Here is a 25563-nt window from a genome sequence, read left to right on the forward strand (position 1 = left end):
TCTCACTGCTTCGCCTTCTCGTCCCCCGGCAGGACGTAATCCGTCCCTTCCCAAGGTGAGAGGAAATCGAAGTTGCGGAACTCCTGGCGCAGGTTCACCGGCTCGTAGACCACCCGCTTGGCATCGTCGTCATAGCGAACCTCCACGAAGCCGGTCAGCGGGAAATCCTTCCGGAGCGGGTGCCCCTCGAAGCCGTAGTCCGTCAGGATGCGCCGCAGATCCGGATGCCCGGTGAAGAGCACGCCATAGAGATCGTAAATCTCGCGCTCATACCAGTTCGCCGCCGGGAACACGTCGACCGTCGAGGGGATCGGCGTTTCCTCGTCGACCGAGACCTTGACGCGAATGCGGTGGTTCTGGCGCGGCGAAAGAAGATGATAGACCACCTCGAAACGCTTTTCGCGGGCGGGATAGTCCACGCCGGAAATATCGACAAAAGCAAAGAACTGACACTGGACGTCGCTCTTCAAGAAGGTCAGCACATCGACGATGTCGCCCGGCTCGATGACGACGGTCAGTTCGCCACAGGCGACGAACCAGTCCTGGATCCGACCGTCGAGCTTTTCCCCGATATAGCCCGCGAGGTCCTTCAGCGCTTCTTCATTCATGATCCGATCCTAGCGCTCGATGGTGCCCGTCCGGCGTATCTTCTTCTGAAGCAGAAGAATGCCGTAGAGCAGCGCCTCCGCGGTCGGCGGGCAGCCCGGCACGTAGATATCGACCGGCACGATGCGGTCGCAGCCGCGCACCACCGAATAGGAATAATGATAATAGCCGCCGCCATTGGCGCACGAGCCCATGGAGATGACGTAGCGCGGCTCCGGCATCTGGTCGTAGACCTTGCGCAGCGCCGGCGCCATCTTGTTCGTCAGCGTGCCGGCCACGATCATGATGTCGGATTGACGCGGTGAGGCGCGCGGCGCCACGCCGAAGCGCTCGCTGTCATATCGCGGCATGGAGGTGTGGATCATCTCCACCGCGCAGCAGGCAAGCCCAAAGGTCATGAACATCAAGGAACCGGTCCGGGCCCAGGTGATCAGCGCCTCCGACGACGTGACGAGAAAGCCCTTGTCGGTCAGTTCCGCATTGATCGTCCCGAAAAACGGATCGTCCGCACCGACCGGATTGCCCGTGTTCGGATCGATAATGCCGCGCGGCTTGGGCGCGACGAGGGTGTCGTTCAATCCCATTCCAGCGCTCCCTTCTTCCATTCATAGATAAAGCCGATCGTCAGCACGCCCAGAAAGATCATCATCGACCAGAAGCCGAACCAGCCGATCTCGCCGAAGGACACGGCCCAGGGGAACAGGAAGGCAACCTCGAGATCGAAGATGATGAACAGGATCGACACGAGATAGAATCGCACGTCGAACTTCATGCGCGCATCGTCGAACGCGTTGAAGCCGCATTCATAGGCCGACAGCTTTTCCGGATCCGGATTCCTGAAGGCGACGACGAAAGGGGCGGCGATGAGCACGACGCAAAGCGCCAGTGCCACGCCCATGAAGATGATGATGGGTAGATATGAACTCAAGAGATCGTTCATGTTCCGACTTTCCGTTGCCTGACGAACAGGCTCCGTACCGGGCGCGCGCTGCCGCACATTCATGATTTATAGGCGGCGCGGCATAGCCCATGTTGCAACGCGGCGAGGGTTAGCGCAGCCGGTCCAGCGACGCAAGTCAAACCTTGGCAAGATTGCGGCGTCCGACGCCCAAGGCCGTTCCGGGCCGAAGAGCCAGCCGCACACCCGCCCAACATGCCGACCGCCACCCGCATTTAGGATGCCCAGGGCCGTGTTTGAAGCACCCATTTGGCGGGAGGGCGAAAAATATGTCAGGAGCCTGCGCCGCTATGCCGCAAACCGGGTGGCGCCAAGCGCGCTCAGCCCTTAGCTTCACACGCCCATGTGAGGTTTTAAAGCAATCCATGAAGCCACGGGAAAAATTCACGATAAAGGAAGTGCGGCGAATCGCCCTCGCCGCCCAGGGCTTTGCCGACCGCGCCCCTGCCGGTCCGGTGGAAAGGCGGCACCTGTCGCGCGTGCTCGGCCGTACCGCGCTCTTCCAGATCGACTCGGTCAATGTGGCCGCGCGCGCCCATTACATGCCGCTGTTTTCGCGTCTGGGCCCCTACTCGGCTGATCTCCTCGAGCGGGCCGCCGCGCGAAAGCCGCGCGCGCTCTTCGAATACTGGGCGCACGAAGCCTCGCTGCTGCCGGTGGAGACCCAGCCGCTCATGCGCTGGCGCATGGAGCGGGCGCGGGAGGGCCGCGGCATCTATGGCGGACTGGCGCGCTTCGGCCGCGAGCAGCGCGACTTCATCGAGCAGGTCCATGCGGAGGTCACCGCGCACGGCCCCCTCGCCGCCTCGGATATCGAGGGGCACAAGGGCACCTCCGGCTGGTGGCAGTGGAGCGAAGCCAAGCGCGCGCTCGAATGGCTTTTCTGGGCCGGACTCGTCACCACGCATTCGCGGCGAGCCAGCTTCGAGCGCCTCTACGACCTGCCCGAACGCGTGCTGCCGCCGGTCGTCCACGGGGCGCCGACGCCGAAACCCGAGGACGCGCAGCGCCGGCTGGTCGAGATCTCGGCCAAGGCGCTCGGCGTCGCCACCCAAAGCGACCTGCGGGATTATTTCCGTCTCTCGCCGGAGGACGCCTATCCACGCATCGGGGAACTCGTGGAGGAAGGAACGCTCCTCCCCGTTGCCGTGAAGGGCTGGCCCCAGAAGGCCTTCATGCACCGCGATGCGAGGCTTCCCCGGAGGGTGGAGGCGCAGGCGCTGCTCGCCCCCTTCGACCCGCTGATCTGGGAGCGCTCGCGCACCGAGCGCCTTTTCGATTTCCACTATCGGATCGAAATCTACACGCCCGCGCACAAGCGGGTCTACGGCTATTACGTCTACCCCTTCCTGCTCGGCGAGAGCATCGTCGCCCGCGTCGACCTCAAGGCCGACCGGCAGAAGGGAATCCTGCGCGTACAGGCCGCCCACGCGGAGCCCGGCGCGCCGCCGGAAACGGCGCTGGAGCTCTGGCGGGCGCTCAATTCCATGGCCGCATGGCTGGGTCTGGAAAGGGTCGAGGTCGCCCGCTCGGGCGACTTTGCGCCGGCGCTCGCGGCGGCAGGAGATACGGCATTGCGGGAACCGGAGCGGGAGGTGCCGCCGGCACTCCCGGAAGTGGACGAGCCGGCCGAGTGAGTGCCCGGCAGGGCGCCCTCAGGCGAATTCCATGATGACGGCGTCGACGGCAAGGCTGTCGCCCGGCACCACATTTATGGCGGCCACCGTGCCGTCACGCTCCGCACGCAGCACGTTTTCCATCTTCATGGCCTCGACCACCGCAAGCACCTCGCCCGCCTTCACGTCCTGCCCCTCCTGCACGGCGACCGAAACCACGAGGCCGGGCATCGGGCAGAGAAGCTTCTTGGATGTATCCGCCGTCCTGCTTTCGGGCATCAGGCGGTCGAGCTCGGCGATGCGCGGCGTCATGACCTTGGCCACGGAAGCCACACCGCGCCAGGAAAGCTCATAGCCGTTCACCACGGGGCGGAGCTGGACGGCGGCCTTCTGCCGGCCGACCCGCCCTTGCCAGATCGGTTCTCCGGGACGCCAGGACGAGGAGAGCGTGACCGGGTCCGCTCCCTCGATCGCAAGATCGAGCTCGGTCGGGATGGACGCCATCCCCTCGACGACGGAGACCGGCACATAGTCCTGACCCAGCTTCACCACCCAATCGCGCCGGAGATCGCCCGAGTGGGGCGCCAGCCGTCCCGGCAGCCGGTCAAGCCGGTCGCGGCGCAGAAGCTCGACCGCGACGGCCACCGCGCAGAACACCGCGCGCTCGGCCTCGCCAGGCCCAGGCGTGGAGAAGCCCTCCGGATATTCCTCGGCGATGAAGGCCGTCGACAGCCGGCCCTCACGCCAGCGCGGGTGGCGCATGAGGGCCGCAAGGAAAGGGATATTGTGGGCGATGCCGTCGATCACGAACCGGTCGAGCGCGTCCGACATCGCGTCGATGGCGGCGAGGCGCTCCGGCGCCCAGGTGCAGAGCTTGGCGATCATCGGGTCGTAATAAAGGGAGATCTCGGAGCCCTCGGCCACCCCCGTGTCGTTGCGCACCACCGCCTCCCCGTCACGGCCCTCCCGCGGCGGACGGTAGCGTGCGAGCCTCCCGATCGAAGGCAGGAAGCCGCGCGTCGGGTCCTCCGCGTAGATTCGGCTCTCGATCGCCCAGCCATCGAGCTTCACATCGGCCTGCGCGATGGCGAGTCGTTCTCCGGCGGCGATGCGGATCATCTGCTCGACGAGATCCACGCCGGTGACGAGCTCGGTCACCGGATGCTCCACCTGCAGCCGCGTGTTCATCTCGAGAAAATAGAAGTTGCGTTCCTTGTCGACGATGAACTCGACCGTTCCCGCGCTCTGATAGTCAACCGCCCTTGCCAGGGCCATGGCCTGCTCGCCCATGGCCCGGCGCGTCTCCTCGTCGAGAAAGGGTGACGGCGCCTCCTCGACCACCTTCTGGTTGCGCCGCTGGATGGAGCATTCGCGCTCGCCGAGGTAAATGCAGTTGCCGTGGGCGTCGGCCAGCACCTGGATCTCGATATGGCGCGGCTCCTCCACGAACTTCTCGATGAAGATGCGGTCGTCCCCGAAGGAGGAAGCGGCCTCCGAGCGCGAGCGCTCGAAGCCCTCGCGGGCTTCCTCGTCACTCCCTGCGATTCGCATGCCCTTGCCGCCGCCGCCAGCCGAAGCCTTGACCATCACCGGGTAGCCGATCTCGGCGGCGATCTTCGCCGCGTGGTCGGCATTCTTGATCAGCCCCATGAAGCCGGGCACGGTGGATACACCCGCTTCGGCCGCGATCTTCTTGGAGGTGATCTTGTCGCCCATGGCGCGAATCGCCTTGGGCTTCGGTCCGATGAAGACGATCCCCTCGGCCTCCAGCTGCTCGCAGAAATCCGCATTCTCCGACAGGAAGCCGTAGCCGGGATGGACGGCTTCCGCGCCCGTTTCCTTGCAGGCGGCGATGATCCCGTCGGCCACCAGATAGCTTTGATTCGCCGGCGCGGGCCCGATGGCGATCGCCTCGTCCGCCATTTCCACATGCATTGCGTCGATGTCAGCTTCCGAATGAACCGCCACGGTGGCGATGCCCATGCGGCGGGCCGTCCTGATGACGCGGCAGGCGATCTCGCCCCTGTTGGCAATCAGTATCTTTCTGAACATGCGGACGTTTCCCCTCCGGTGATCCCTTCTATGGGTTTGTCGCACGCCGCTCAAGAAGGACGTGCGGGAGGAGGCTACACCGCGGACGTTCGTTGATGTATTCGGGTCCGACCCACGGAGAGGTTCATGCCAGTGATCTATGTCGATGCCGACGCCTGCCCGGTGAAAGAAGAAGTCACGCGCGTGGCGGGGCGTCACGGCCTGCCGGTCGTCTTCGTCTCGAATGGCGGCCTGCGTCCCTCGCGCGATCCCATGATCCGCCATGTGGTGGTTCCCGGAAAGGCAGACGCCGCCGACGACTGGATCGTGGAGAACGCCAACGCGGGAGACATCGCCGTTACCGCCGACGTGCCCCTGGCGGCCCGGCTGGTCGAGAAAGGACTGCATGTTCTGGGGCCGACCGGGCGCGCCTTCACCCGCGAAAGCATCGGGATGGACGTGGCAATGCGCAACCTGAAGCAGGACCTGCGCGAAGCGGGCGAGATCAAGGGCTACAATGCCGGCTTCACCGCAAAGGACCGCAGTGCCTTCCTCCAGGCGCTCGACACCCTCGTTCGGCGGGCGATGCGCGAAAGCGCGCGTTAAAAATGTGGAATCCAGCAATCAATCAGCCTATATTGGGATACACGTACCCCAAAAGCGGCGAAAAATGAGCAAGCAAACAGCACTCCGGTTGCCAGACGAGACATATGAAAGATTGCGTGTCCTTTCCGAGCGAACAGGCCGGACGGCAGCTTATTATATGCGTCAGGCCATTGAACAGCACCTTGAGGATCTGGAGGATATCTATCTTGCAGAACAGGTGCTGGAGCGCCTGAAGCGAGGTGAGAGCCGTACCTACACGCTTGCGGAAGTGGAACGCGAGCTTGACTTGGACGATTGAGGTCGATGACGCCGCACTGAGGCAACTTAAGAAAATTGGGCGGGTTGAAAGCAAACGCATTTACGGTTTTCTGCGTGAGCGGATAGCCACGCTCGACAATCCGCGAAAGCTGGGTGCGGCACTTCAAGGTTCAAGATTTGAGCACCTCTGGCGCTACCGCGTCGGCGATTACCGGATCATCTGCGACATCCAGGATCACAAGCTCGTCGTTCTCGTTCTGCAGATAGGCCACCGGCGAGAGATCTACCGCTGACATTGCCGCAAGCCGCAGGTTCTGCACAAAGAAGTGTTCCGGCCTCCGATGCGGGCAGGTGACAAACCACCCTGCCTGCGCTAGATACCGAACCGTCGAGGGGTAAAACCCTGCCTGTCTGTGGGAGAGAGCAGCAAGGCTGCCGCCGAAGGGGAAATCGCCCGAAATCTCTCAGGCAAAAGGAACCGTAGACGGGTTAGACACTCTGGAAAGTCGGGGCACCGCCCCCGCGCCGAAGGTGTAAGCGCAGCCGACAGGGTTCCGGCGGCGCGAGTCTCTCAGGCTTCCGACAGAGGGGCACGGATGCGCCGCGCAAGCGGCGTGCGTGCAGCTTTGGAGGACCGATGAGCGACCTGAAACATCTGCCGCTTGAAGCCATGCATGAGGAGGCCGGCGCACGCTTCGGCGCCTTTGCCGGCTGGCGCATGCCGCTCACCTACCCGGCCGGCGTGATGAAGGAACACGTCCACACGCGGGAAAAGGCCGGCCTGTTCGACATCTCCCATATGCAGCTCTTCGCGGTGGAGGGGGCGGAGGCTGCGGCGTTCTTGTCCCGCGCCTGCCCCCTCGATGCGGTGGCCCTGGAGCCCGGCAGGTCGAAATACACGGTGCTGCTCGATGACGAGGCCGGCATCATCGACGACCTCATCGCCACGCGCCTCGGCCCGGAACGCTTCATGGTCGTCGCCAATGCCGGAAACGCGGCGAAGGACGAGGCCCATTTCCGGACCATCGCCGAGAATTTCGATATACGCATGGACGCGCTGGACCGCGTCTTCCTGGCCCTGCAAGGACCGGTGTCCGAGGATGTCCTGGTGGGCGCGGGCCTGGATCTTTCCGATCTCACCTTCATGACGGCTGCCGAGCCGCGCGAGAACTGGTTCGCCACCCGCTCCGGCTATACCGGCGAGGACGGTTTCGAAATCGCGTTGCCGCCGGACGAAGCGCAGGGTTTTGCGGAAAAGATCCTCGCCGACGACCGTGCCATGTGGATCGGGCTCGCCGCGCGCGACAGTCTCAGGCTCGAAGCCGGGCTCTGCCTGCACGGGCAGGATATCGACGAGACCACCGACCCGGCGAGTGCCGCGATCCTCTGGGCAATCCCCAGGAAGCTGCGCGAGGAAGGCGGTTTCGTCGGTGCCGAAGCCCTGCGTGCCATCCTCGCCGAAGGCCCCGGGGAGTTTCGCGTCGGACTGAAGCCCGAGGGCCGCCAGCCCGTCCGTTCCGGCGCCGTGCTCATGAACGATCGGGGTGAGGTGGTCGGCCGCGTCACCTCCGGCGGCTTCGGCCCCTCCGTCGGCCATCCCGTCGCCATGGGCTATGTCGCCGCCGCCTGTCGCGAGCCCGGGACCAGGCTCGAAGCGGAGGTCCGCGGCAGTCGCGTGCCGCTTGCCGTCCACCCTCTTCCCTTCACGCCCCATCGCTACCGCAAAGGATGACCAGATGAGCAAGACCTATTTCACGGCCGACCACGAGTGGATCCGCGTCGAGGGCGGCACGGCCACGGTGGGCATCACCGACTATGCTCAGGAGCAGTTGGGCGATCTCGTCTTCATCGAGCTGCCGGAAACCGGAAAGGCGCTCAAGAAGGGCGATGCGGCGGTGGTGGTCGAATCCGTGAAGGCGGCTTCCGACGTCTACGCGCCGGTGAATGGCGAGGTGACCGAAGTGAACGAGGCGCTTTCAAGCGACCCCGCCCTCGTCAACAGCGCCCCCATGGGCGACGGCTGGCTCTGGAAGATGAAGCTTTCCGACGAAGGTGAACTCGAGGGGCTCATGGACGAAGCGGGTTACAAGGCGACGATCGGTTAGGAGATTTTCTATGACCGTACCCTTCTCCACCCGCCATATCGGCCCACGCAGCGACGAGACGAAGGCGATGCTCGCCTCCCTCGGCATGCCGTCGCTCGAGACGCTGATCAGCCAGGCCGTGCCGAAGTCGATCCGCCTCGACCGCCCGCTCGATCTGCCGGAGGCGGCGAGCGAGGCCGAGGCCCTGGCCGGGCTGCAAGACTACATGCGTGACAATAAGGTTCTGAAGAGCTTCATCGGCGCGGGCTATCACGGCTGCCACGTGCCGCCGGTCATCCAGCGGAACCTGTTCGAGAACCCGGCCTGGTACACGGCCTACACGCCCTACCAGTCGGAGATCAGCCAGGGCCGGCTGGAGATGCTCTTCCATTTCCAGACCCTCGTGGCGGAGCTGACCGGCCTGCCTGTCGCATCCGCCTCGCTCCTCGACGAGGCATCGGCTGCGGCCGAGGCCGTCGGCATCGCCTGGCGCCACCACAAGAGCAGGCGCAACAGGCTCGTCGTCGCCGGCGCGCTCGATCCGCAGACCCGCGACGTGGTCGCGACCCGTGCCGAGCCGCTCGGCATCGGGATCGCACGCGGCAGCGAACTCGACGACGATACCTTCGCGCTCATCATCCCATGGGGTGATACCTACGGGGTCTATGGCGATCATGCCGAAATCATCCGCGAGGCGAAGAAGAGAGATGTCATCGTCATCTTCGTGGCCGACCCGCTTGGGCTCGTGCTCAGCCGGACGCCGGCCGACCTGGGTGCGGAGATCGCCGTCGGTTCCATGCAGCGTTTCGGCGTGCCGATGGGATTCGGCGGGCCGCATGCGGCCTATTGCGCCGTCTCCGACCGGCTGACCCGCCTCATGCCCGGCCGTCTCGTCGGCCAGTCGACCGATGCCCATGGCCGCCCCGGCTACCGCCTGGCGCTCCAGACCCGGGAGCAGCATATCCGCCGCGACAAGGCCACCTCCAATATCTGCACCGCGCAGGCGCTGCTCGCCAACATGGCGGCAGCCTATGCGATCTGGCACGGGCCGGAGGGCCTCAAGGCCATGGCCGGCCATGTGCATGGCCTTGCCGTGCGGCTTCATGCGGGGTTCAAGGCCGCCGGCTTCGAGCTCGCCGGAGGCAGGATTTTCGATACCGTCACGGTCACCGTTCCTGGAAAGGCGGAAGTCATCGCCGCCGAGGCGGAGAGGACCGGCCGCGTTCTCCGCGTCATCGATGCCGACCGCGTGGGCATCACCTTCGACGAGACGTCGACCGAGGCCGACCTTGAGGTCATCGCCGGCCTTTTCAACGTTTCCGTGCCCACCGAAGCTCCTGCCCTTGCACCCGCCGCGGCGCGCGGAAAGCACTTCCTCACGCAGCCGGTCTTCCACGAGAACCGCTCGGAAACGGAGATGATGCGCTTCCTGCGCCGGCTCGCCGACAAGGACCTGGCGCTCGACCGGGCGATGATCCCGCTCGGCTCCTGCACCATGAAGCTCAACGCCGCCGCCGAGATGATGCCGGTGAGCTGGCCGGAGGTGAACGGGCTCCATCCCTTCGCGCCCGCAGCACACACCGGAGGCTACCGCCGCATGATCGCGGAGCTCGAGGGCTGGCTTTCCGAGATCACAGGCTTCGATGCCGTGTCGCTGCAGCCCAATGCCGGCAGCCAGGGCGAATATGCCGGGCTTCTCGCCATCCGCCGCTATCACCGCGAGCGGGGCGCGGCTGAGCGCGACGTCTGCCTCATCCCCTCTTCCGCGCATGGCACCAACCCGGCGTCGGCCGCCATGGCCGGCATGCGCGTCATCGTCGTGCGCTGCACGGATCACGGCGATATCGACGTGGAGGATCTGAAAGCCAAGGCGGCGGAGCATTCCAGCCGGCTCGCCGCCCTCATGATCACCTATCCCTCCACACACGGCGTGTTCGAGGAGGGCGTGCGCGACATGTGCGCGCTCGTCCACGAGCATGGCGGGCAGGTTTATCTCGACGGCGCGAATCTGAACGCGCTCGTGGGTCTGGCGCGCCCCGGCGATCTCGGCGCGGATGTCTGCCACATGAACCTGCACAAGACCTTCTGCATCCCCCATGGCGGCGGCGGGCCGGGCGTCGGCCCCATAGGCGTGAAGGAGCACCTGAAGCCCTTCCTTCCCGGCCATGTGGAACTCGGCTCGGCCCATGCGGTGGCCGCGGCGCCCTTCGGCAGCGCGTCGATCCTTCCCATCACCTGGATGTATATCCGCATGATGGGCGCCGCCGGCCTGAAACGCGCGACGGAGATGGCGATCCTCAATGCCAACTACATCGCCGAGCGGCTCAAGGCGCACTATCCGGTGCTCTACAGGGGCCGCAACGATCGCGTAGCGCATGAATGCATCCTCGATACCCGCATCTTCAAGGAGCGCGCGGGCATCGGGGTCGAGGATATCGCCAAGCGTCTTATCGACTACGGCTTCCATGCACCCACAATGTCGTGGCCGGTGGCGGGCACGCTGATGGTGGAGCCCACCGAATCCGAGCCCAAGGGCGAGCTCGACCGCTTCTGCGACGCGATGATCTCCATCGCCCGCGAGGCCGAGCGCGTGGAGAAGGGCGAATGGCCGAAGGACGACAATCCGCTCGTCAACGCGCCGCATACCGCGGCCGAGCTGATCGCCGACACGTGGTCCCACCCCTATTCCCGCGCCGAGGCCGCCTTCCCGTCCGGCAGCATGGATTGGGCCGCGAAATACTGGCCGCCCGTCTCCCGCGTGGACAATGTGGCTGGTGACCGCAACCTCGTCTGCGCCTGCCCGCCCATGGAGGCGCTGGCGAGTTGAGCCCTCGCCCGCGATCGTTAACGAATGCGGTGCGCTCCTGTTAACAGGCGCACCGCATTATCGGGTTGGCGAGAGGCGGTTCTTCGGTTAAGAGCCCGTCCACAACCACTGAACGGAACCGGAACGGCCTTCGCTTTGCCATGAAAAGCATGGCAAACTCGATGTGATTCGTGGGCGCGTAGGGGAAGAGCAATTTCCATGGACGACACCAACGACCTCTTTGCAAAACTCGGCTCCTCCAGCGCGGAGCGCGTCAAGCAGCCGGACCCGGTTGCCCCCACGCGCAAGGCGCAGCGTGCGCCCTCCCCGCGCGATGCGAGCGAGGGCTACAGCGCCGCCGACATCGAGGTGCTGGAAGGGCTGGAGCCCGTGCGCCGGCGGCCGGGCATGTATATCGGCGGCACGGACGACAAGGCGCTGCACCACCTCTTCGCCGAGGTGATCGACAACTCCATGGACGAGGCCGTCGCCGGGCATGCGTCCTTCATCGAGGTGGAGATTTCCGAGGACGGTTTCCTCACCGTCACCGACAACGGCCGCGGCATCCCGATCGACCCGCACCCCAAGTTCAAGGACAAGTCCGCCCTCGAAGTCATCATGACGACGCTGCACTCGGGCGGCAAATTCGATTCCAAGGTCTACGAGACCTCCGGCGGCCTGCACGGCGTGGGCGTGTCGGTCGTCAACGCGCTCTCCGAGATGCTCGAAGTGGAGGTCGCGCGCGGCCGCCAGCTCTACCGCCAGCGCTTTTCGCGCGGCACGCCGCTCGGCCCGCTCGAAAGCCTGGGCGAGGTGCACAACCGGCGCGGCACGCGCACGCGCTTCAAGCCGGACCCGCAGATCTTCGGCGCGGCCGCCAGGTTCGAGCCCGCCCGCCTCTACCGGATGACGCGTTCCAAGGCCTATCTCTTCGGCGGCGTGGAAATCCGCTGGAATTGCGCGCCCTCGCTTCTGAAGGAGAAGGACGAAACGCCGGAAAAGGCCGTCTTCCACTTCCCCGGCGGCCTCAAGGACTATCTCGCTGCCTCCATCGACGGCGAATTCCAGGTCACGAAGGAGGCTTTCGCCGGCCGCACCGAGAAGCAGGGCGGCCATGGCGCGGTGGAGTGGGCCGTGAGCTGGTATGGCGGCGATGGCTTCCTCAACTCCTACTGCAACACGATCCCGACGCCCGAGGGCGGTACGCACGAGATGGGATTCCGCACGGCGCTGCTGAAAGGCTTGCGCGCCTATGCCGATCTCACCGGCAACAAGCGCGCCTCCATCATCACCGCCGAGGACGTGATGATCTCGGCCGCCGGCATGCTCTCCGTCTTCGTGCGCGAGCCGGAGTTCGTCGGCCAGACCAAGGACAAGCTCGCCACCGCCGCGGCCGTGCGCATCGTCGAGAACGCGGTGCGCGATCCCTTCGATCATTGGCTCGCCGACAATCCGGCCGAGGCCTCCAAACTGCTCGACTGGGTGATCGCGCGCGCCGACGAGCGCCTCAAGCGCCGCCAGGAAAGGGAGGTGAGCCGCAAGTCCGCCGTGCGCAAGCTGCGCCTTCCGGGCAAGCTCGCCGACTGCACGGTGGGGGCGGCGACCGGGGCGGAAATCTTCATCGTCGAAGGCGATTCGGCCGGCGGCTCGGCCAAGCAGGCGCGCGACCGTGCCACGCAAGCCGTCCTTCCCCTGCGCGGCAAGATACTCAACGTCGCCAGCGCCGGCTCGGGCAAGCTCGCCGCCAACCAGCAGATCACCGATCTCATCCAGGCGCTCGGCTGCGGCACGCGCGCCAAATACCGCGACGACGACCTGCGCTACGAGCGCGTCATCATCATGACGGACGCAGACGTGGACGGCGCGCACATCGCCTCGCTCCTCATCACCTTCTTCTACCAGGAAATGCCGCAGCTCATCACGAACGGCCATCTCTTCCTCGCCGTGCCGCCGCTCTACCGCATCACCCAGGGCGGCAAGACCATGTATGCGCGAGACGACGTCCACAAGGACGAACTGCTTGCCACCGAGTTCACCGGGCGCGGAAAGATCGAGATCGGCCGCTTCAAGGGCCTGGGCGAAATGATGCCGGCGCAGCTCAAGGAAACCACCATGAACCCGAAGCTGCGCACGCTGCTGCGGGTGGAGGTGCTCGATACACCGGAGGCCACGAGCAGCGCCGTCGACGCACTGATGGGCACCAAGCCCGAAGCCCGATTCCGGTTCATCCAGGAGAATGCGGAGTTCGTGGAGGAGCTGGATATCTGAAGAGCGAGTAGCGAATAGAGAGTAGCGAATAGGGAAACCACTCGCTTCCCACCAACTCCCTATTCGCTATTCGCTACTCCCTATTCGCTCTCATCACGCCGCCAGCGCCTGCGCCTGCTGCCGCGCGTTTTCCCGCAGCGCCTCCAGGTGGATGCGCCGGAGCAGGCCGGCAAGTGCCGTGCCCGTCGGGGTTCCCATCGCCGCTGCGTCCGCTTCCAGTGCCTTCAGCATGTGCCAGGTGGCCTCCTGAGGGCCGGCGATCCGTTCGGCATTGGCGACCTGCCGCCAGATCTTCAGTGCCGCGACGATCGGCAGATGCGTCACCTGCTTGAGCCCGGCCTTGCCGAGAAGCGCCTTCACCGCCCCGTCCCTGCCGCCGGACAGGATGGAGTGCACGCGCGCCGCGCGCGCGCCGGTCAGGGCCACGAGCGCGGCGGCGAAGAAGTCGATCTTTCCATGCGCCACCGCGCGCACGAGGAAGCCGGAGGTCAGTTCCCCGCGCAGCCGGAGATGTTCCACCAGCGCGGAATGCTCATTGGTTGCAGTGGCATCCACGAGCGTGATCGACGCCCGGATGCAAGCCTCCCGCGTCAGCTTCTCCGCACGCTCGTGCCCCACCAGCGCGAGGACGAACGGCGCGGAGGAGAGCGCTGCTCCAGCCCGGACCAGAAGCAGATGGCGGCAATCGGAAGGCAGGCGGCGGTCGCCCGTCAGCGCGGCGCGCATTGCGGCATGGGCTCCGTGGCGTTCGATCATGCGGCGGAAGCTCAGACCGGCGATCTGCGCGCCGCCATTGCGCAGGAGGGCGAGACAGGCATCCACCTCCCCAACCTCAGCCACCGCGGCCGAGACCGCCATGGAAACCGACGGGCGAGAGGCGATCAGCGCCTGGATTTTCGCACAGCCCATCGCGACAAGGTCGACCAGATCGACATCGGAGAGGATCGGCGAGCGGATGAGGATGGGCGCGGCCACTTCGGGCTGGTCGCCTGCAAGCGCCGCAACCACCTGGGCGGGCGCTTTGTGGCTGAGCGAGAGGGCCTCCGCAAGTGCAAGGCGCACCTGGGGCGAAGGATCGTCCGCCAGCAGCGTGAGCGCGGCTTCCGCGGCCAGACGCTCCTCGAAGGGAAGATCGCCGCGCAGATAGGCCCGCGCGAGGGCAGCCGCCGCCGGCACGCGCTCCGACACCTTTGCCCTTGGGATCCATTTGAGGAAATATTGGACGACCGACACTGCCCGTTCTCCGCCTGAGAGAATCGAGCCTAGCGGCTGTTCGTATAGAAATCGTTTACCATAACGGCAGCTTGCAGGCCGGCCCGGCCCCGATAGAATGGCCCATCGAAAAAGGGAGACTAGATGGCGGGCCTCTACCTCGAAGACTTCACGCCGGGACAGGTGTTCCATCACCCCCTGCGCAAGACGGTCACCGAGAGTGACAACATGCTCTTCTCGGTAATGACGCTGAACCCGCAGCCGCTGCACATCGATTTCGAGTTCGCGAAGAAGTCGGAGTGGGGCAAGCCTCTCGTCAATTCCCTCTTCACGCTGGGCCTCATGATCGGCATTTCCGTGCACGACACCACGCTCGGCACCACCATCGCCAATCTCGGCATGACGGAAACGGTTTTTCCGCATCCCCTCTTCCACGGCGACACGCTGCGGGTGGAAACGGAGGTGAAGGGCGTGCGCGAATCCCGCTCCAAGCCGGACCGGGGCATCGTGGATTTCGAACATCGCGCCTTCAACCAGGCCGACGTCCTGGTGGCGCGCTGCCTGCGGCAGGCGATGATCGTGAAGAGGCCGGCCTGATGCGCTCGCTCCTTTTCGTGCCGGCGGATTCTGAGCGCAAGCTTGAAAAAGCGCTGGAATCGGGCGCCGATGTGCTGATTCTCGATCTGGAGGATTCCGTCGCCCCGTCGCGGAAGGAGGAAGCGCGCCGAATCGCCGCCGGCTTCCTCATGAAACAGAAATCCCCTGCCCTCCTCTATGTGCGCGTGAACGCGCTCTCGACCGGACTGACCGACGATGATCTTGCCGCCGTCGTGCCCGCCCGTCCCCACGGAATCATGCTGCCGAAGGCGGAGGGCGGACAGGACGTCACCCTGCTTTCGGCAAAGCTGAGGGTGCACGAAGCGGAGAACGATATCGCAGACGGTGCAACGCGCATCCTGCCCATCGTCACGGAAACCGCGAAAGCCGTCTTCGCCGCCGGCACGTTTGCGGGCTCGAGCAGGCGTCTCTCGGGCCTCACCTGGGGTGCGGAGGATCTGTCCGCCGAAATCGGCGCTCGGACGGCACGCGACGAGACCGGCCGCTATACCGGCGCTTTCGCGCTCGCCCGCTCCGTCACCCTCCTGGCTGCAAGTGCGGCGGGCGTGCCGGCGGTCGACACGGTTTTCCCGGCCTTCCGGGACCTGAAAGCCTTTTCGCGCGACTGCGACGAGGCCGAGCGTGACGGCTTCACTGCGAAGATGGCGATCCATCCGGCGCAGGTTCCCGTCATCAACGCCGCTTTCACACCATCGGAGGAGGCTGTCGACCATTCCCGCCGGGTGGTCGCCGCCTTCGCGGATGCGGGAGAAACCGGCGTGGCGAGCGTGGATGGCGCGATGGTCGACCGGCCGCATCTCCTGCGCGCCGAGCGCATCCTGGCGCGCGCCCGCCTTGCAGGGCTGACCTAGGGTCTGGTTCAGCCCGTGGGATGGGATCCGTTGGCGTCGCGGGCGATGGAAGAGAGCCGATGCCGCGCCCGCACTCCACGATCCAAACGGGAATGGAATTCGCCTCTTTGAGTTTATCTTTTGCTGCCAACCCTTTGTTCTCATTCACCATCCACTATTCACCATCAACAAAAACACGTTGTTTTTCTCCCCACCCTCTTAGCCCGGTTTATTCTTTCCCCATCGCTCTCGCGGGAACCGGATGCGCACCGGGTGTTCGGGAGGGCGGCGGAAACCTCCCTCCCCAGGATCGGAACCCGGGGATCCGAGGGCCCGCGACAGGCCGGCGGTGCCGGGGCGGTGGGTGACAGACGCCGTTTCCGGAAAAACGGATGCTGGGTGAGAGACAGCATCGCGGAAACCGCGGAGAAGCCGCTAGGGCTCTCCTTCGGCCCGGCAGAGACCACCCCCTTCATTGGGTGCAGCCGGGAAGGAGAAGGGTCCGAGTGACCGGCCGAGGTCGGGACAGACTCCGGCGGGGCGCATTGGGAGCGCCTTTTTTAATTTTGTGGCGTGAACAGTGCGCCCCGCTTCCCAAACCAATCAATGGCCAGACGCGAAAGCGGGCGTGGCGACGGTGAAGTACATCCGCAACCAGGAGCCTGCCTTCCACGTGGCCCGAAACTCAAGCCTCCCACGGCCCTTCATATTCGCTGACGAGGCCTGCCACGTCCGGCCGGGGGCGATCCGGCACCCCGCCCGGGTGCTTGCCGATATGGACGAAGCCCACCACGCGTTCATGCGGCGCCAGCCCCAGGATGCGCCGGCCCTCTTCCACGTCCGAATACCAGTTGGTGATCAGGTTCGTGCGATAGCCCAGCGCCTCGGCGGCGATGATGAGGTTCATGGCCACCATGCCGCCCGAAAGGAACATCTCCCACTGCGGGATCTTGATGTTTTCCTTCGGGCTGGAGATCACCCCGATGACGAGCGGCGCGCGCGAGAACCGCGTCAATTCCTGCTGGCGGCGCGCCTCGTTCAGCGGTCCCTCACGTTCCTCCGCGAGATCGGCCAGCATCCGCCCGGCTTTGTCCCGCGCCTCGCCGCGATAGAGAATGAAGCGCCACGGCGTCAGCATGCCATGGTCCGGCACGCGCGTGGCGGCGCGCAGGATCGTATCGAGCTCGCCGTCGGACGGCGCCGGCGCCGCAAGCTCGTGGATGGGCGCGGAACGGCGCGCAAGCAAAAGATCGATCACCGCATTGGTCAAGAAACACTCTCCTGTGGTGGAAAAAGCGGCCGGACGGCCTTCGTCGCTGGCGAGACAAGGCCCGCACTGGCTACAGCCTTGAAATTGCCACCGCCTTGGGGTTCAAGGCAAGCATGTGGTTGGCAGTCAGACGAATCATCCTCATCTCGTTCCTTGCAGGTCTCGCGGCAAGCCCCGCCCTGGCTCAGGACGACATCGCCGACAGCCTCAAGTTGCCGGGTCTCAGTGAATATGCGGCACCCGAGACACAGACGCCCGTCGCCCTGGCCAAGACCGCCGAAGTCGTCCTTTCCGCACAGCTCACCGAGGAGTCGCCCGAAATCCCGCGCGGCCTCATCTGGCGGGTCTTTTCGCCCGAGCCCGGCCCGGATGGCAAGCTGCCATTGGTGGCGACCGCGAACGGCGGGACCAGCGCCTTCGCGCTCGCGCCGGGCAGCTATCTCGTCCACGCGGCTTACGGCCGTGCAGGCGCCACCAAGCGCATCACGGTGGTGGGCAGCGGGGCGGAGCGCGAGAGCCTGGTGCTCGATGCCGGCGGCCTGAAGCTCGACGCGGTGCTTCCCGGCGACATCCGCATTCCCGAGGAGGAGTTGCGCTTTTCCATCTACGAGGCCGAGCCGGACGCCACCGGAGAGCGTCCGCTGATCGTGCCCAATGTGCGGCCGAATGCGGTGGTGCGGCTCAATGCCGGCACCTATCACGTCGTCTCCAATTACGGCCCGATCGCCGTCATCCGCTCCGATATCCGCGTCGAGGCCGGAGAGCTGACGGAAGCCACGGTCGAGCACAGGGCCGCGGAGGTGACGCTGAAGCTCGTTCGCGAGCCGGGCGGCGAGGCGATCGCCGATACCGCCTGGTCCATCCTGACCGAGACGGGTGAAATCGTCATGGACACGGTAGGCGCCTATGCCTCCACGGTCCTTCCCGAGGGCGACTATACGATCGTGGCCAAGAACCGCGACCGCATCTATCAGCGTGACTTCACGGTGACGCCGGGACAGAAGCAGGATGTCGAGCTTTTGCCGGATGATCTCGCGCCGCCAAACGCCGAGGAGCTTTCCGAATAGGAACGAGCGACATGCGGAGCCGACGTTCAAGAATCCTGCTTGGCCTGACACTGGCTCTCGGGGCGGCTTTCCTGTCGATCGGGCTCAACGCCTGTGCCACGACGGACCGGCCGCCTTGCGGCATATTCGATCGCGGCTTTCCCCTCTGCGGCATCTGAGGAAAGCGCCGGCCGAAGCCGGCGCCCTTTACTCCGCCCGTGCGCGTTGGACGTCCGGCGGCGTTGCCTCTTCGGAAAGCTGCGCCACCGCCGCCTCCAGTGCCAGCGAAGCCTGGTCGCGGCTGCCGAGCCGGCGCATGTTCACCGTGCCCTCTTCCGCCTCGCGCTTGCCGCAGACGAGGATCACCGGCACCTTGGCAAGCGAGTGCTCGCGCACCTTGTAGTTGATCTTCTCGTTGCGCAGATCGGCTTCGGCGATGAGCCCCGCCGCCTTGAGCTTGCGCACCACCTCTTCCGCATACTCGTCCGCGTCGGAGGTGATCGTCGCCACCACCACCTGCAGCGGTGCGAACCACAGCGGGAAGTGCCCGGCATAGTTCTCGATCAGGATGCCGAGGAAGCGCTCCATCGAGCCGCAGATGGCGCGGTGGACCATCACCGGCTGCTTCTTCTCCGAATCCTTGTCGATATAGAAGGCGCCGAAGCGCTCCGGCAGGTTGAAATCGACCTGCGTCGTGCCGCACTGCCACTCACGGCCGATGGCATCCCTCAGCACATAGTCGAATTTCGGCCCGTAGAAGGCGCCGTCGCCGGGATTGATCGCCGTCTTGATGCGGCCGCCCGACCGCTCCGCGATCTGCTTCAGGACGCCGCCCATGATCTCTTCCGCGTGATCCCAGAGCGCATCCGAGCCCACGCGCTTCTCAGGCCGCGTCGAGAAGAAGACCTGGATCTCCTCGAAACCGAAATCGGCATAGGTGGAGAGGATCAGATCGTTGATCTTCAAGCACTCCTCGGCAAGCTGCTCTTCCGTGCAGAAGATGTGCGCGTCGTCCTGCGTGAAGCCGCGCACGCGCATCAGCCCGTGCAGGGCGCCTGAGGGCTCATAGCGGTGGACCACACCGAATTCGGCGAGCCGGATCGGCAGGTCACGGTAGGACTTCAAGCCGTGCTTGAATATCTGCACGTGGCCGGGACAGTTCATCGGCTTCAGCGCGAAGGTGCGCTTGTCTTCCGCCTCCTCGTCGGCGCACTCCACCTTGAACATGTTCTCCTTGTACCAGCCCCAATGGCCGGAGGTCTGCCACAGGGAATGGTCGAGCACCTGCGGCGCGTTGACCTCCTCATAGACCCCGTCCAGCCGGCGGCGCATATAGGAGACGAGGTTCTGGAACATGCGCCAGCCCTTGGCATGCCAGAAGACGACGCCAGGCCCCTCCTCCTGGAAATGGAACAGGTCCATCTCGCGGCCGAGGCGACGGTGGTCGCGCTTCTCCGCTTCCTCCAGCATCTGCAAATAGGCATCGAGTTGCGTCTGGTCCGCCCAGGCGGTGCCGTAGATGCGGGTCAGCATCGCGTTGTTGGCGTCGCCGCGCCAATAGGCGCCGGCCACCTTCATCAGCTTGAAGGCTTTGCCGATCTGCCCCGTCGAGACCATGTGCGGCCCGCGGCAGAGATCGAACCAGTCGCCCTGGAAATAAATCCGGAGATCGTCGCCCTCGGGAATGGCGTCGATCAGCTCGACCTTGTAGCTCTCGCCCTTGTCGGAGAAAACCTGTTTTGCCTTCTCGCGCGACCAGACTTCCTTGCGGAAGCGCTCGTTGCGGTCGACGATCTCCCGCATCTTCTTCTCGATCGCGGGAAAGTCGTCCGGCGTGAAGGGCTCGTTGCGGGCGAAATCGTAGTAGAAGCCGTTCTCGATCACCGGGCCGATGGTCACCTGCGTTCCCGGCCACAATTCCTGCACCGCCTCCGCCAGCACATGGGCCGCATCGTGGCGGATGAGCTCCAGCGCGCGCGGGTCCTCGCGCGTGACGATCTCGATCCGGCCGTTGCGGGCGACCGGGTCGGAAAGGTCGCGCAAGGTGCCGTCGAGCGCATAGGCGACGGCCTTCTTGGCAAGGGATTTCGAGATGGATTCGGCGATTGCCGCGCCGGTCGTCGCCGCGGGGAACTCGCGGACGGAGCCATCGGGAAATGTCAGGGAAACGGCCTCGGCCATGAAAATGCTCCTTATCCAGTCCCGCCAACGAACGCGGGTGGTGAAAAGACAAACAGGGTCGCATGTAGCGAGATCGAGGCGTGCCGTAAAGACCTGAAGGCGCCTACGCCTTCAGGCGCCACAAGCGCCAGGGCGCCCACCATTTGTGGCGCGGCTGGAGCGACTCCGGAACGGGATCGATGCCATGGGTCCCGCCCGGCCCGCAGCGGACGACGCGGAAGAGGCTCATCCAGCCGCCTGTCCAGAGTCCATGACGCGCGATCGCCTCATGGGCATATTCCGAGCAGGTGGGAAAATGCCGGCAGGAATTGCCGATGAAGCCGGAGAGCGTGAGCTGGTATAGCCGCACGAAAGCAGTGCCGAAGACCCGCCCCGGCGTCTTCGGCCAGGGACCGGACCAGTTTCGGGAATATTTTGCCGATGGAACCGCCATATCAAGCGGCCTTGCCGGCCTCTTTGCGCTTGATCTGATCGATACAGTCCACCACCGCGTCGAAGGTGAGCATGGTGGAAGCATGGCGCGCCTTGTAGTCGCGGACGGGTTCCAGATATTTCAGATCGGCGAAGCGGCCTTCCGGCGGCGGACCGTTTTCCTTCAGCATGTGCCGCATGGCTTCCCGCACTGCGCGAAGCTCCTCGGCGCTGGCGCCAACCACGTTCCTCGCCATGATGGAGGACGAGGCCTGGCCCAGCGCGCAGGCGCGCACCTCATGGGCGAAGTCGGTCACCACGCCGTCCGCCATTTTGAGATCCACCGTCACCGTCGAGCCGCAGAGCTTGGAGTGCGCCGTGGCGGTGGCATCCGGATCCGCAAGCCGGCCGATACGGCCGATATTTCCGGCAAAGCCAAGAATTTTTGCATTGTAGACGTCATCGATCATGGATTTTCCGCCTGCCGGCGCGAACCAAGCATGGCTTGTCGCGCATGTGACTTTCATTTGCGCCGTTCCAAAACTATATAGTGAGGGTATCCGGCCGAGAGCAAGACGGGGTATCCGATCGGCCGGCACCGCATGCCGCTTTCGGGCGGGACTGAGTTCCCAACAACCCGCGAAAGGCAGTGACCGTTCAACTCGCCCCTGCTCGGCAGGGGCTACGGGAGACGCCTTAACATGGACGCGATCATCAAGAATTTCCCGCCCCGGCCCGATCAGAACACCGCGCCGGCGGAGAAGCCGGCCTATCTCGACAAGCCGGCGACCGACCGGCCGAGCCGCGAGGAGGCGGAAGCCGCCGTGCGCACGCTCCTGCGCTGGGCAGGCGACGATCCCGACCGTGAAGGCCTCAGGGAAACGCCGGCGCGCGTGGCGAAGGCTTATCAGGAGCTCTTCGGCGGTTATGATCTCTGCCCGGCGGAAGAGTTGGGCCGCACCTTCGAGGAGGTTGCGGGCTATGACGATATGGTCCTCGTCAAGGACATCCCGTTCCACTCCCACTGCGAGCATCACATGGTGCCGATCATCGGCAAGGCGCATATCGCCTATCTGCCGGACGGCAAGGTGGTCGGCCTTTCGAAGATCGCGCGCGTGGTCGATATCTTCGCGCGAAGGCTGCAGACGCAGGAAGCCATGACGGCGCAGATTGCCAGCACGATCCAGGATGTGCTGAAGCCCCTCGGGGCCGCCGTCATGATCGAAGCCGAGCATATGTGCATGGCGATGCGCGGCATCCGCAAGCAGGGTTCGACCACGCTCACAACCACTTTCACGGGCAGGTTCAAGACGCAGCCCGAGGAGCAGGTTCGCTTCATCACCATGGTTCGCGACCCCCGCAAGGGCTGACATATGCAAGCAGAACTTCGTTTCGCCCCTCCTTCGGCCGAGAAATCCGATCTGGAGGAAGGTACAGCGTTCACGCCGCGTTTCGATGCGCAGGGCCTGATCACGGCCGTCGTCACCGATGCGAATGACGGCGCGCTGCTCATGGTGGCCCACATGAATGCCGAGGCGCTGGCGAAGACGCTGGAAACCGGCATCGCGCACTACTGGTCGCGCTCCCGATCCAGCTTGTGGAGGAAGGGCGAGACCTCGGGCAACGAGCAGCATGTGACGAGGATCAGCACCGATTGCGATCAGGACGCGGTGCATCTCGAGGTTCGCGTGGCGGGCCGGGGTGCAACCTGTCACACCGGCCGGCGCTCCTGCTTCTATCGGAATGTAAGCCTGGAAGGCGGGCGCCCAATTCTGACCGAAAACAGGTGAAATCATTGCTTTTGGACGAGCGGAAGTCTCCTTTTTCGGGTCTTTTCGTTCCCACATTCATCAATTTATTACGGACCCGCGGCATCATTGTCGCAGGACCAGGAGATTGCGATGCTCGACTGGGGGCCGCTGCGCGGAAAAACCGAGAGCACTGAAAAACCCGCGATGAAACCGCCCGCCATGTCGCATCCTCAAATCGGCCAAGGCCGAGGCATCGCGCTGGCGCTGGGGGGTGGTGCCGCACGCGGCTGGGCCCATATCGGTGTGCTGCGCGCGCTGGACGAAGCGGGCATCAAGATCTCCATGATCGCCGGCACCTCCATCGGCGCGCTCGTCGGCGGCTGCTATCTCGCCGGCAAGCTGGACCAGCTCGAGGAATTCGCCCGTTCGCTGACGCGCCGCCGCATCCTTGGCCTGCTCGACCTCAATTTCCGCGGCAGCGGTCTTTTCGGCGGCATGAAGCTTACGCAACGCATGCAGGAGCACCTGAACGGCCTCACCTTCGAGGACCTGCCCAAGCCTTTCGTCTGCGTGGCGGCGGAGATCCGCACCGGCCACGAGATCTGGATTTCCAGCGGATCCCTGATCACGGCCATGCGCGCCTCCTATGCGTTGCCCGGCGTGTTCGAGCCGGTGGTCTGCAACGGCCGTGTGCTCATCGACGGCGCGCTGGTCAACCCGGTTCCGGTCACCGTGTGCCGGGCTTACGAGCAGCCGCTCGTGGTGGCGGTGAACCTGCATTACGACGTCTTCGGCCGCGCGGCGGTCATAAGGCACAGCGCCGACCTGCCCGAGAAGGAAGGAAAGACACTCGAAGGAGAAAGAGCACCTCTCGTCGTCGACCGGGGTCCGAGCCGGCACGATGCGCGGCTCGGCATCACGGGCGTGATGGTAGAGGCGTTCAACATCATCCAGGATCGCATCTCGCGCGCCCGCATGGCCGGCGACCCGCCCGACCTTTCCCTGCAGCCCAAGCTCGGCCATATCGGCCTCACGGAATTCTACCGCGCCGAAGAGGCGATCCGCATCGGCTACGAGGCGACCAAGTCCCAGCTTGGCGAACTGGAGCGGATGATCACCGTATTCACCTGAACGGTTCGTTTCGCGATTCCCAACCGAAAACCGGCGGCTAATTTTTCCTGGATGTCGCTTCTTGGTCCTTCGCCGCATCCGTGATGCGGAACTGCACGGAGCGACTGCCGTTCCAGTGGTTGACGGCGAGTTGGCCCGCCACGTGCAGGGTCGCGCCGCGATGGGCGAAGAGGAAATTCCCCAGTTCGGTCTCGGCGGCGCGGAAAGCGATTGCCTGAAGGCGCGCGCCGGAATGCGACCGGAGGTCGGCCCGGATGTGGCCGTTGCCCACGAGCTTCGCATCCGTCAGCCGATGGCGCGGCAGGGCGAGCACGGGCGCCGGATGGCCCGAACCATAGGGGCCCGCCGCCTCCAGCGTTTCCAGAAGGTCCAGCGTCGCGCCGTCGGCTGCGAGCGCGGCATCGATCTTCAGGCTCTCGCTCTCGCGCAGGAGCGACACCGCGCTCGCCGCCTTCTCCTCGAAGAAGGCGCGGAGCGCTCCGAGCTTCTTCCGCTCGACCGTAATGCCCGCAGCCATCGCATGCCCGCCGCCTTTGACAAGGAGTCCCTCGGAGACGGCATCACGCACCAGCCGGCCAAGATCGAAGCCCGCGATGGAACGGCCGGAGCCGGTGCCCGTGCCGTTGGCGTCGAAGGCGATGGCGAAGGTCGGGCGGCGTGCGTGGTCCTTCAGGCGCGAGGCGATGAGGCCGACAATGCCCGGATGCCACGTCTCGCTTGCCGTCACCAGCACGGCCGGCCCTGCCCCGCTCATCAATTCAGCGTCGGCTTCCGCGCGCGCCTCGGCCAGCATCGCGGCTTCCATCTCCTGCCGTTCCCGGTTGAGCCGATCCAGCGTGGCTGCGATGTTCTCCGCCTCGCCGGGTTCCTGCGTTGCGAGCAGCAGGCTGCCGAGTGCGGCATTGCCGATGCGCCCGCCCGCATTGATGCGGGGCCCGAGCAGAAAGCCCAGATGGTGGCAATTGAGCGGCTCGCCGATGCGCGCGACGCGAGCGAGCGCCGAAAGACCAGGCGTCTTCATCTGGCGGGCGGCCAGAAGCCCCTTCACGACGAAGGCCCGGTTGACGCCCATGAGCGGAACGACGTCGCAGACCGTTGCCAGCGCCACGAGGTCGAGCATGGAGAGGAGGTCAGGCGGCGGCGTGGCGGCAAGTTTCTCGCGCAGGATGCGAGTCGTCTGCACGAGCGCCAGGAAGACCACGCCCGCAGCACACAGATGCCCCTGCCCCGACAGATCGTCCTCCCGGTTGGGGTTGACGACGGCGACGGCCTCCGGCAGCGCGCCGCCGACCTGGTGGTGGTCGAGCACCACCACCTCGGCGCCCATCTCGTTGGCGGCGGCGATAGACGGGCCGCTGTTGGTGCCGCAGTCCACCGTGACGATCAGGCGCGCGCCGCGGCGGACCAGCTCACGCATCGCTTCGGGATTGGGGCCGTAGCCCTCGAAAAGGCGGTCGGGGATATAGATCTCCGCCGTCACGCCGTAATGGGCGAGGAAACGTTTCAGAATGGCTGAGGAGACCGCGCCGTCGACATCGTAGTCGCCGAAGATCGCAACCTGCTCACCCGCGACCGCCGCATCGGCGAGGCGGCGGGCGGCCTTTTCCATGTCGGTGAGGGTTGCGGGATCCGGAAGCAAGTCCCGGATCGAAGGGGCGAGGAAGCGCGCGGCGTCTTCGGAAGGCACGCCGCGACCGGCCAGTACACGTGCGACGATCTCCGGCATGCCATGGCTTTGCGCCATGCCGAGCGCGAGATTCTCGCCGCGCAGGTCGAGCCGGTGCTCCCAGCCCACCCCGCGCGCCGATTCCTTCACGCCCAGGAAATACCGTTTCTCGCCGCTCAACCCCGTCACCGTTCTCTTTTGGTGCAGGATAGAC

26 protein-coding genes, 1 pseudogene and 1 riboswitch are annotated in these 25563 nt (G+C 65.3%); of the genes and pseudogenes, 15 read left to right on the forward strand and 12 right to left on the reverse strand.

All coding sequences use genetic code 11. The features are described 5' to 3' along the window. Positions 1-2: 2 nt before the first annotated feature. Genes PVE73_RS15730 through PVE73_RS15740 form a run of 3 tightly spaced genes read right to left on the reverse strand, consistent with a single transcriptional unit; the run spans position 3 to position 1546 of the window. The gene (locus tag PVE73_RS15730; protein WP_277363150.1) at positions 3-608 is read right to left on the reverse strand and encodes an NADH-quinone oxidoreductase subunit C; all 606 of its coding nucleotides are present in this window, start codon (positions 606-608) and stop codon (positions 3-5) included. 9 nt (positions 609-617) lie between these two features. Beyond that, positions 618-1190 carry an NADH-quinone oxidoreductase subunit B gene (locus tag PVE73_RS15735; RefSeq protein WP_277363151.1) on the reverse strand — a complete coding sequence of 191 codons (573 nt, stop codon included), beginning with the start codon at positions 1188-1190 and terminating at the stop codon, positions 618-620. Beyond that, the gene (locus tag PVE73_RS15740; RefSeq protein ID WP_277363152.1) at positions 1181-1546 is read right to left on the reverse strand and encodes an NADH-quinone oxidoreductase subunit A; all 366 of its coding nucleotides are present in this window, start codon (positions 1544-1546) and stop codon (positions 1181-1183) included. The genes PVE73_RS15735 and PVE73_RS15740 overlap by 10 nt, the downstream gene beginning before the upstream one ends. Before the next feature lie 383 nt (positions 1547-1929). Here PVE73_RS15740 and PVE73_RS15745 point away from each other — a divergent pair, with 383 nt between their 5' ends. Next, positions 1930-3201 carry a winged helix-turn-helix domain-containing protein gene (locus PVE73_RS15745; RefSeq protein ID WP_277363153.1) on the forward strand — a complete coding sequence of 424 codons (1272 nt, stop codon included), beginning with the start codon at positions 1930-1932 and terminating at the stop codon, positions 3199-3201. An 18-nt stretch (positions 3202-3219) separates the two neighbouring features. Here the strand turns inward: PVE73_RS15745 and PVE73_RS15750 are convergent, their stop codons facing one another. The 3 genes and pseudogenes from PVE73_RS15750 to PVE73_RS15760 all read right to left on the reverse strand — a co-directional run. Further along, complete coding sequence (locus PVE73_RS15750) at positions 3220-3366, reverse strand: biotin/lipoyl-containing protein (RefSeq protein WP_346772423.1); 147 nt, start codon at positions 3364-3366, stop codon at positions 3220-3222. Then, entirely contained in the window at positions 3296-3523 is a 228-nt protein-coding gene (locus PVE73_RS28260) for a hypothetical protein (RefSeq protein ID WP_346772424.1), read from the reverse strand. Before PVE73_RS28260 ends, PVE73_RS15750 begins: the two co-directional genes overlap by 71 nt. Beyond that, a pseudogene (locus PVE73_RS15760) lies at positions 3511-5232 on the reverse strand (acetyl/propionyl/methylcrotonyl-CoA carboxylase subunit alpha); the annotation flags it as partial. The gene PVE73_RS28260 and the pseudogene PVE73_RS15760, both read right to left, overlap by 13 nt. Before the next feature lie 126 nt (positions 5233-5358). On the opposite strand from PVE73_RS15760, the gene PVE73_RS15765 reads away from it, so the two are divergent. The 7 genes from PVE73_RS15765 (at position 5359) to parE (ending at position 13233) form a co-directional block, all read left to right on the forward strand. Then, positions 5359-5817: a YaiI/YqxD family protein gene (locus tag PVE73_RS15765; RefSeq protein WP_277363154.1), complete on the forward strand. Its 459-nt coding sequence runs from the start codon at positions 5359-5361 to the stop codon at positions 5815-5817. 64 nt (positions 5818-5881) lie between these two features. After that, positions 5882-6115 (forward strand): DUF6290 family protein, encoded by a 234-nt coding sequence (locus PVE73_RS15770; RefSeq protein WP_277363155.1) that lies wholly within the window; start codon positions 5882-5884, stop codon positions 6113-6115. Then, entirely contained in the window at positions 6099-6368 is a 270-nt protein-coding gene (locus PVE73_RS15775; protein ID WP_277363156.1) for a type II toxin-antitoxin system RelE/ParE family toxin, read from the forward strand. Before PVE73_RS15770 ends, PVE73_RS15775 begins: the two co-directional genes overlap by 17 nt. 111 nt (positions 6369-6479) lie before the next feature. Then, positions 6480-6566, forward strand: a riboswitch (glycine riboswitch). Positions 6567-6712: 146 nt separating this feature from the next. After that, positions 6713-7807 (forward strand): glycine cleavage system aminomethyltransferase GcvT, encoded by a 1095-nt coding sequence (gcvT, locus tag PVE73_RS15780; RefSeq protein ID WP_277363157.1) that lies wholly within the window; start codon positions 6713-6715, stop codon positions 7805-7807. Between the two features lie 4 nt (positions 7808-7811). Further along, entirely contained in the window at positions 7812-8180 is a 369-nt protein-coding gene (gene gcvH / locus PVE73_RS15785) for a glycine cleavage system protein GcvH (protein WP_277363158.1), read from the forward strand. Between the two features lie 10 nt (positions 8181-8190). After that, positions 8191-10986 (forward strand): aminomethyl-transferring glycine dehydrogenase, encoded by a 2796-nt coding sequence (gene gcvP, locus PVE73_RS15790; RefSeq protein WP_277363159.1) that lies wholly within the window; start codon positions 8191-8193, stop codon positions 10984-10986. A 198-nt stretch (positions 10987-11184) separates the two neighbouring features. Continuing rightward, positions 11185-13233: a DNA topoisomerase IV subunit B gene (parE, locus tag PVE73_RS15795; protein WP_277363160.1), complete on the forward strand. Its 2049-nt coding sequence runs from the start codon at positions 11185-11187 to the stop codon at positions 13231-13233. Positions 13234-13326: 93 nt separating this feature from the next. Here parE and PVE73_RS15800 read toward each other — a convergent pair whose 3' ends face one another. Further along, positions 13327-14466, reverse strand: coding sequence for a DUF2336 domain-containing protein (locus PVE73_RS15800; protein ID WP_277363161.1), 1140 nt, complete (start codon positions 14464-14466; stop codon positions 13327-13329). A gap of 123 nt (positions 14467-14589) precedes the next feature. On the opposite strand from PVE73_RS15800, the gene PVE73_RS15805 reads away from it, so the two are divergent. Both PVE73_RS15805 and PVE73_RS15810 read left to right on the forward strand, forming a co-directional pair. Beyond that, positions 14590-15042 carry a MaoC family dehydratase gene (locus PVE73_RS15805; protein WP_277363162.1) on the forward strand — a complete coding sequence of 151 codons (453 nt, stop codon included), beginning with the start codon at positions 14590-14592 and terminating at the stop codon, positions 15040-15042. Then, a complete protein-coding gene (locus PVE73_RS15810) occupies positions 15042-15914 on the forward strand; it encodes a CoA ester lyase (protein WP_277363163.1) in 873 nt (290 codons plus the stop codon). The genes PVE73_RS15805 and PVE73_RS15810 overlap by 1 nt, the downstream gene beginning before the upstream one ends. A 664-nt stretch (positions 15915-16578) precedes the next feature. Here PVE73_RS15810 and PVE73_RS15815 read toward each other — a convergent pair. Continuing rightward, positions 16579-17163, reverse strand: coding sequence for a nitroreductase (locus PVE73_RS15815; protein WP_277363164.1), 585 nt, complete (start codon positions 17161-17163; stop codon positions 16579-16581). A gap of 113 nt (positions 17164-17276) precedes the next feature. Here PVE73_RS15815 and PVE73_RS15820 point away from each other — a divergent pair, with 113 nt between their 5' ends. Together PVE73_RS15820 and PVE73_RS15825 are read left to right on the forward strand one after the other, a co-directional pair. Beyond that, the gene (locus PVE73_RS15820) at positions 17277-18230 is read left to right on the forward strand and encodes a hypothetical protein (RefSeq protein ID WP_277363165.1); all 954 of its coding nucleotides are present in this window, start codon (positions 17277-17279) and stop codon (positions 18228-18230) included. A gap of 11 nt (positions 18231-18241) precedes the next feature. Continuing rightward, positions 18242-18388: a hypothetical protein gene (locus PVE73_RS15825; RefSeq protein WP_277363166.1), complete on the forward strand. Its 147-nt coding sequence runs from the start codon at positions 18242-18244 to the stop codon at positions 18386-18388. Positions 18389-18416: 28 nt separating this feature from the next. On the opposite strand, the gene thrS is transcribed toward PVE73_RS15825, so the two are convergent. The 3 genes from thrS to PVE73_RS15840 all read right to left on the reverse strand — a co-directional run bounded on the left by thrS (position 18417) and on the right by PVE73_RS15840 (position 21271). Next, positions 18417-20390, reverse strand: coding sequence for a threonine--tRNA ligase (gene thrS, locus PVE73_RS15830; protein WP_277363167.1), 1974 nt, complete (start codon positions 20388-20390; stop codon positions 18417-18419). Between the two features lie 103 nt (positions 20391-20493). Further along, positions 20494-20823, reverse strand: a complete 330-nt coding sequence (gene yidD, locus PVE73_RS15835) for a membrane protein insertion efficiency factor YidD (protein WP_277363168.1) — start codon at positions 20821-20823, stop codon at positions 20494-20496. A 1-nt stretch (position 20824) separates the two neighbouring features. Continuing rightward, a complete protein-coding gene (locus PVE73_RS15840) occupies positions 20825-21271 on the reverse strand; it encodes an iron-sulfur cluster assembly scaffold protein (RefSeq protein ID WP_277363169.1) in 447 nt (148 codons plus the stop codon). A gap of 231 nt (positions 21272-21502) precedes the next feature. Between PVE73_RS15840 and folE the strand changes: the two genes are divergently transcribed. The 3 genes from folE (at position 21503) to PVE73_RS15855 (ending at position 23683) form a co-directional block, all read left to right on the forward strand. Next, positions 21503-22171, forward strand: a complete 669-nt coding sequence (folE, locus tag PVE73_RS15845) for a GTP cyclohydrolase I FolE (RefSeq protein WP_277363170.1) — start codon at positions 21503-21505, stop codon at positions 22169-22171. Positions 22172-22174: 3 nt separating this feature from the next. After that, positions 22175-22591 carry a phosphoribosyl-AMP cyclohydrolase gene (hisI, locus tag PVE73_RS15850; RefSeq protein ID WP_277363171.1) on the forward strand — a complete coding sequence of 139 codons (417 nt, stop codon included), beginning with the start codon at positions 22175-22177 and terminating at the stop codon, positions 22589-22591. Between the two features lie 111 nt (positions 22592-22702). Further along, positions 22703-23683, forward strand: coding sequence for a patatin family protein (locus tag PVE73_RS15855; protein ID WP_277363172.1), 981 nt, complete (start codon positions 22703-22705; stop codon positions 23681-23683). A 37-nt stretch (positions 23684-23720) separates the two neighbouring features. Here PVE73_RS15855 and recJ read toward each other — a convergent pair whose 3' ends face one another. After that, complete coding sequence (gene recJ, locus PVE73_RS15860; RefSeq protein WP_277367475.1) at positions 23721-25529, reverse strand: single-stranded-DNA-specific exonuclease RecJ; 1809 nt, start codon at positions 25527-25529, stop codon at positions 23721-23723. Positions 25530-25563 lie beyond the last annotated feature (34 nt).

This window comes from Chelativorans sp. AA-79, assembly GCF_029457495.1.
Lineage (GTDB): Bacteria > Pseudomonadota > Alphaproteobacteria > Rhizobiales > Rhizobiaceae > Chelativorans.

Excerpts from the sequence above, each read along its gene's own strand:
- PVE73_RS15730 (WP_277363150.1), bottom strand. The coding sequence starts at position 608 with ATGAATGAAGAAGCGCTGAAGGACCTCGCGGGCTATATCGGGGAAAAG.
- PVE73_RS15735 (WP_277363151.1), bottom strand. The coding sequence starts at position 1,190 with ATGGGATTGAACGACACCCTCGTCGCGCCCAAGCCGCGCGGCATTATC.
- PVE73_RS15740 (WP_277363152.1), bottom strand. The coding sequence starts at position 1,546 with ATGAACGATCTCTTGAGTTCATATCTACCCATCATCATCTTCATGGGC.
- PVE73_RS15745 (WP_277363153.1), top strand. The coding sequence starts at position 1,930 with ATGAAGCCACGGGAAAAATTCACGATAAAGGAAGTGCGGCGAATCGCC.
- PVE73_RS15765 (WP_277363154.1), top strand. The coding sequence starts at position 5,359 with ATGCCAGTGATCTATGTCGATGCCGACGCCTGCCCGGTGAAAGAAGAA.
- PVE73_RS15770 (WP_277363155.1), top strand. The coding sequence starts at position 5,882 with ATGAGCAAGCAAACAGCACTCCGGTTGCCAGACGAGACATATGAAAGA.
- gcvT (WP_277363157.1), top strand. The coding sequence starts at position 6,713 with ATGAGCGACCTGAAACATCTGCCGCTTGAAGCCATGCATGAGGAGGCC.
- gcvH (WP_277363158.1), top strand. The coding sequence starts at position 7,812 with ATGAGCAAGACCTATTTCACGGCCGACCACGAGTGGATCCGCGTCGAG.
- gcvP (WP_277363159.1), top strand. The coding sequence starts at position 8,191 with ATGACCGTACCCTTCTCCACCCGCCATATCGGCCCACGCAGCGACGAG.
- parE (WP_277363160.1), top strand. The coding sequence starts at position 11,185 with ATGGACGACACCAACGACCTCTTTGCAAAACTCGGCTCCTCCAGCGCG.
- PVE73_RS15805 (WP_277363162.1), top strand. The coding sequence starts at position 14,590 with ATGGCGGGCCTCTACCTCGAAGACTTCACGCCGGGACAGGTGTTCCAT.
- PVE73_RS15810 (WP_277363163.1), top strand. The coding sequence starts at position 15,042 with ATGCGCTCGCTCCTTTTCGTGCCGGCGGATTCTGAGCGCAAGCTTGAA.
- PVE73_RS15820 (WP_277363165.1), top strand. The coding sequence starts at position 17,277 with ATGTGGTTGGCAGTCAGACGAATCATCCTCATCTCGTTCCTTGCAGGT.
- PVE73_RS15825 (WP_277363166.1), top strand. The coding sequence starts at position 18,242 with ATGCGGAGCCGACGTTCAAGAATCCTGCTTGGCCTGACACTGGCTCTC.
- thrS (WP_277363167.1), bottom strand. The coding sequence starts at position 20,390 with ATGGCCGAGGCCGTTTCCCTGACATTTCCCGATGGCTCCGTCCGCGAG.
- yidD (WP_277363168.1), bottom strand. The coding sequence starts at position 20,823 with ATGGCGGTTCCATCGGCAAAATATTCCCGAAACTGGTCCGGTCCCTGG.
- PVE73_RS15840 (WP_277363169.1), bottom strand. The coding sequence starts at position 21,271 with ATGATCGATGACGTCTACAATGCAAAAATTCTTGGCTTTGCCGGAAAT.
- folE (WP_277363170.1), top strand. The coding sequence starts at position 21,503 with ATGGACGCGATCATCAAGAATTTCCCGCCCCGGCCCGATCAGAACACC.
- hisI (WP_277363171.1), top strand. The coding sequence starts at position 22,175 with ATGCAAGCAGAACTTCGTTTCGCCCCTCCTTCGGCCGAGAAATCCGAT.
- PVE73_RS15855 (WP_277363172.1), top strand. The coding sequence starts at position 22,703 with ATGCTCGACTGGGGGCCGCTGCGCGGAAAAACCGAGAGCACTGAAAAA.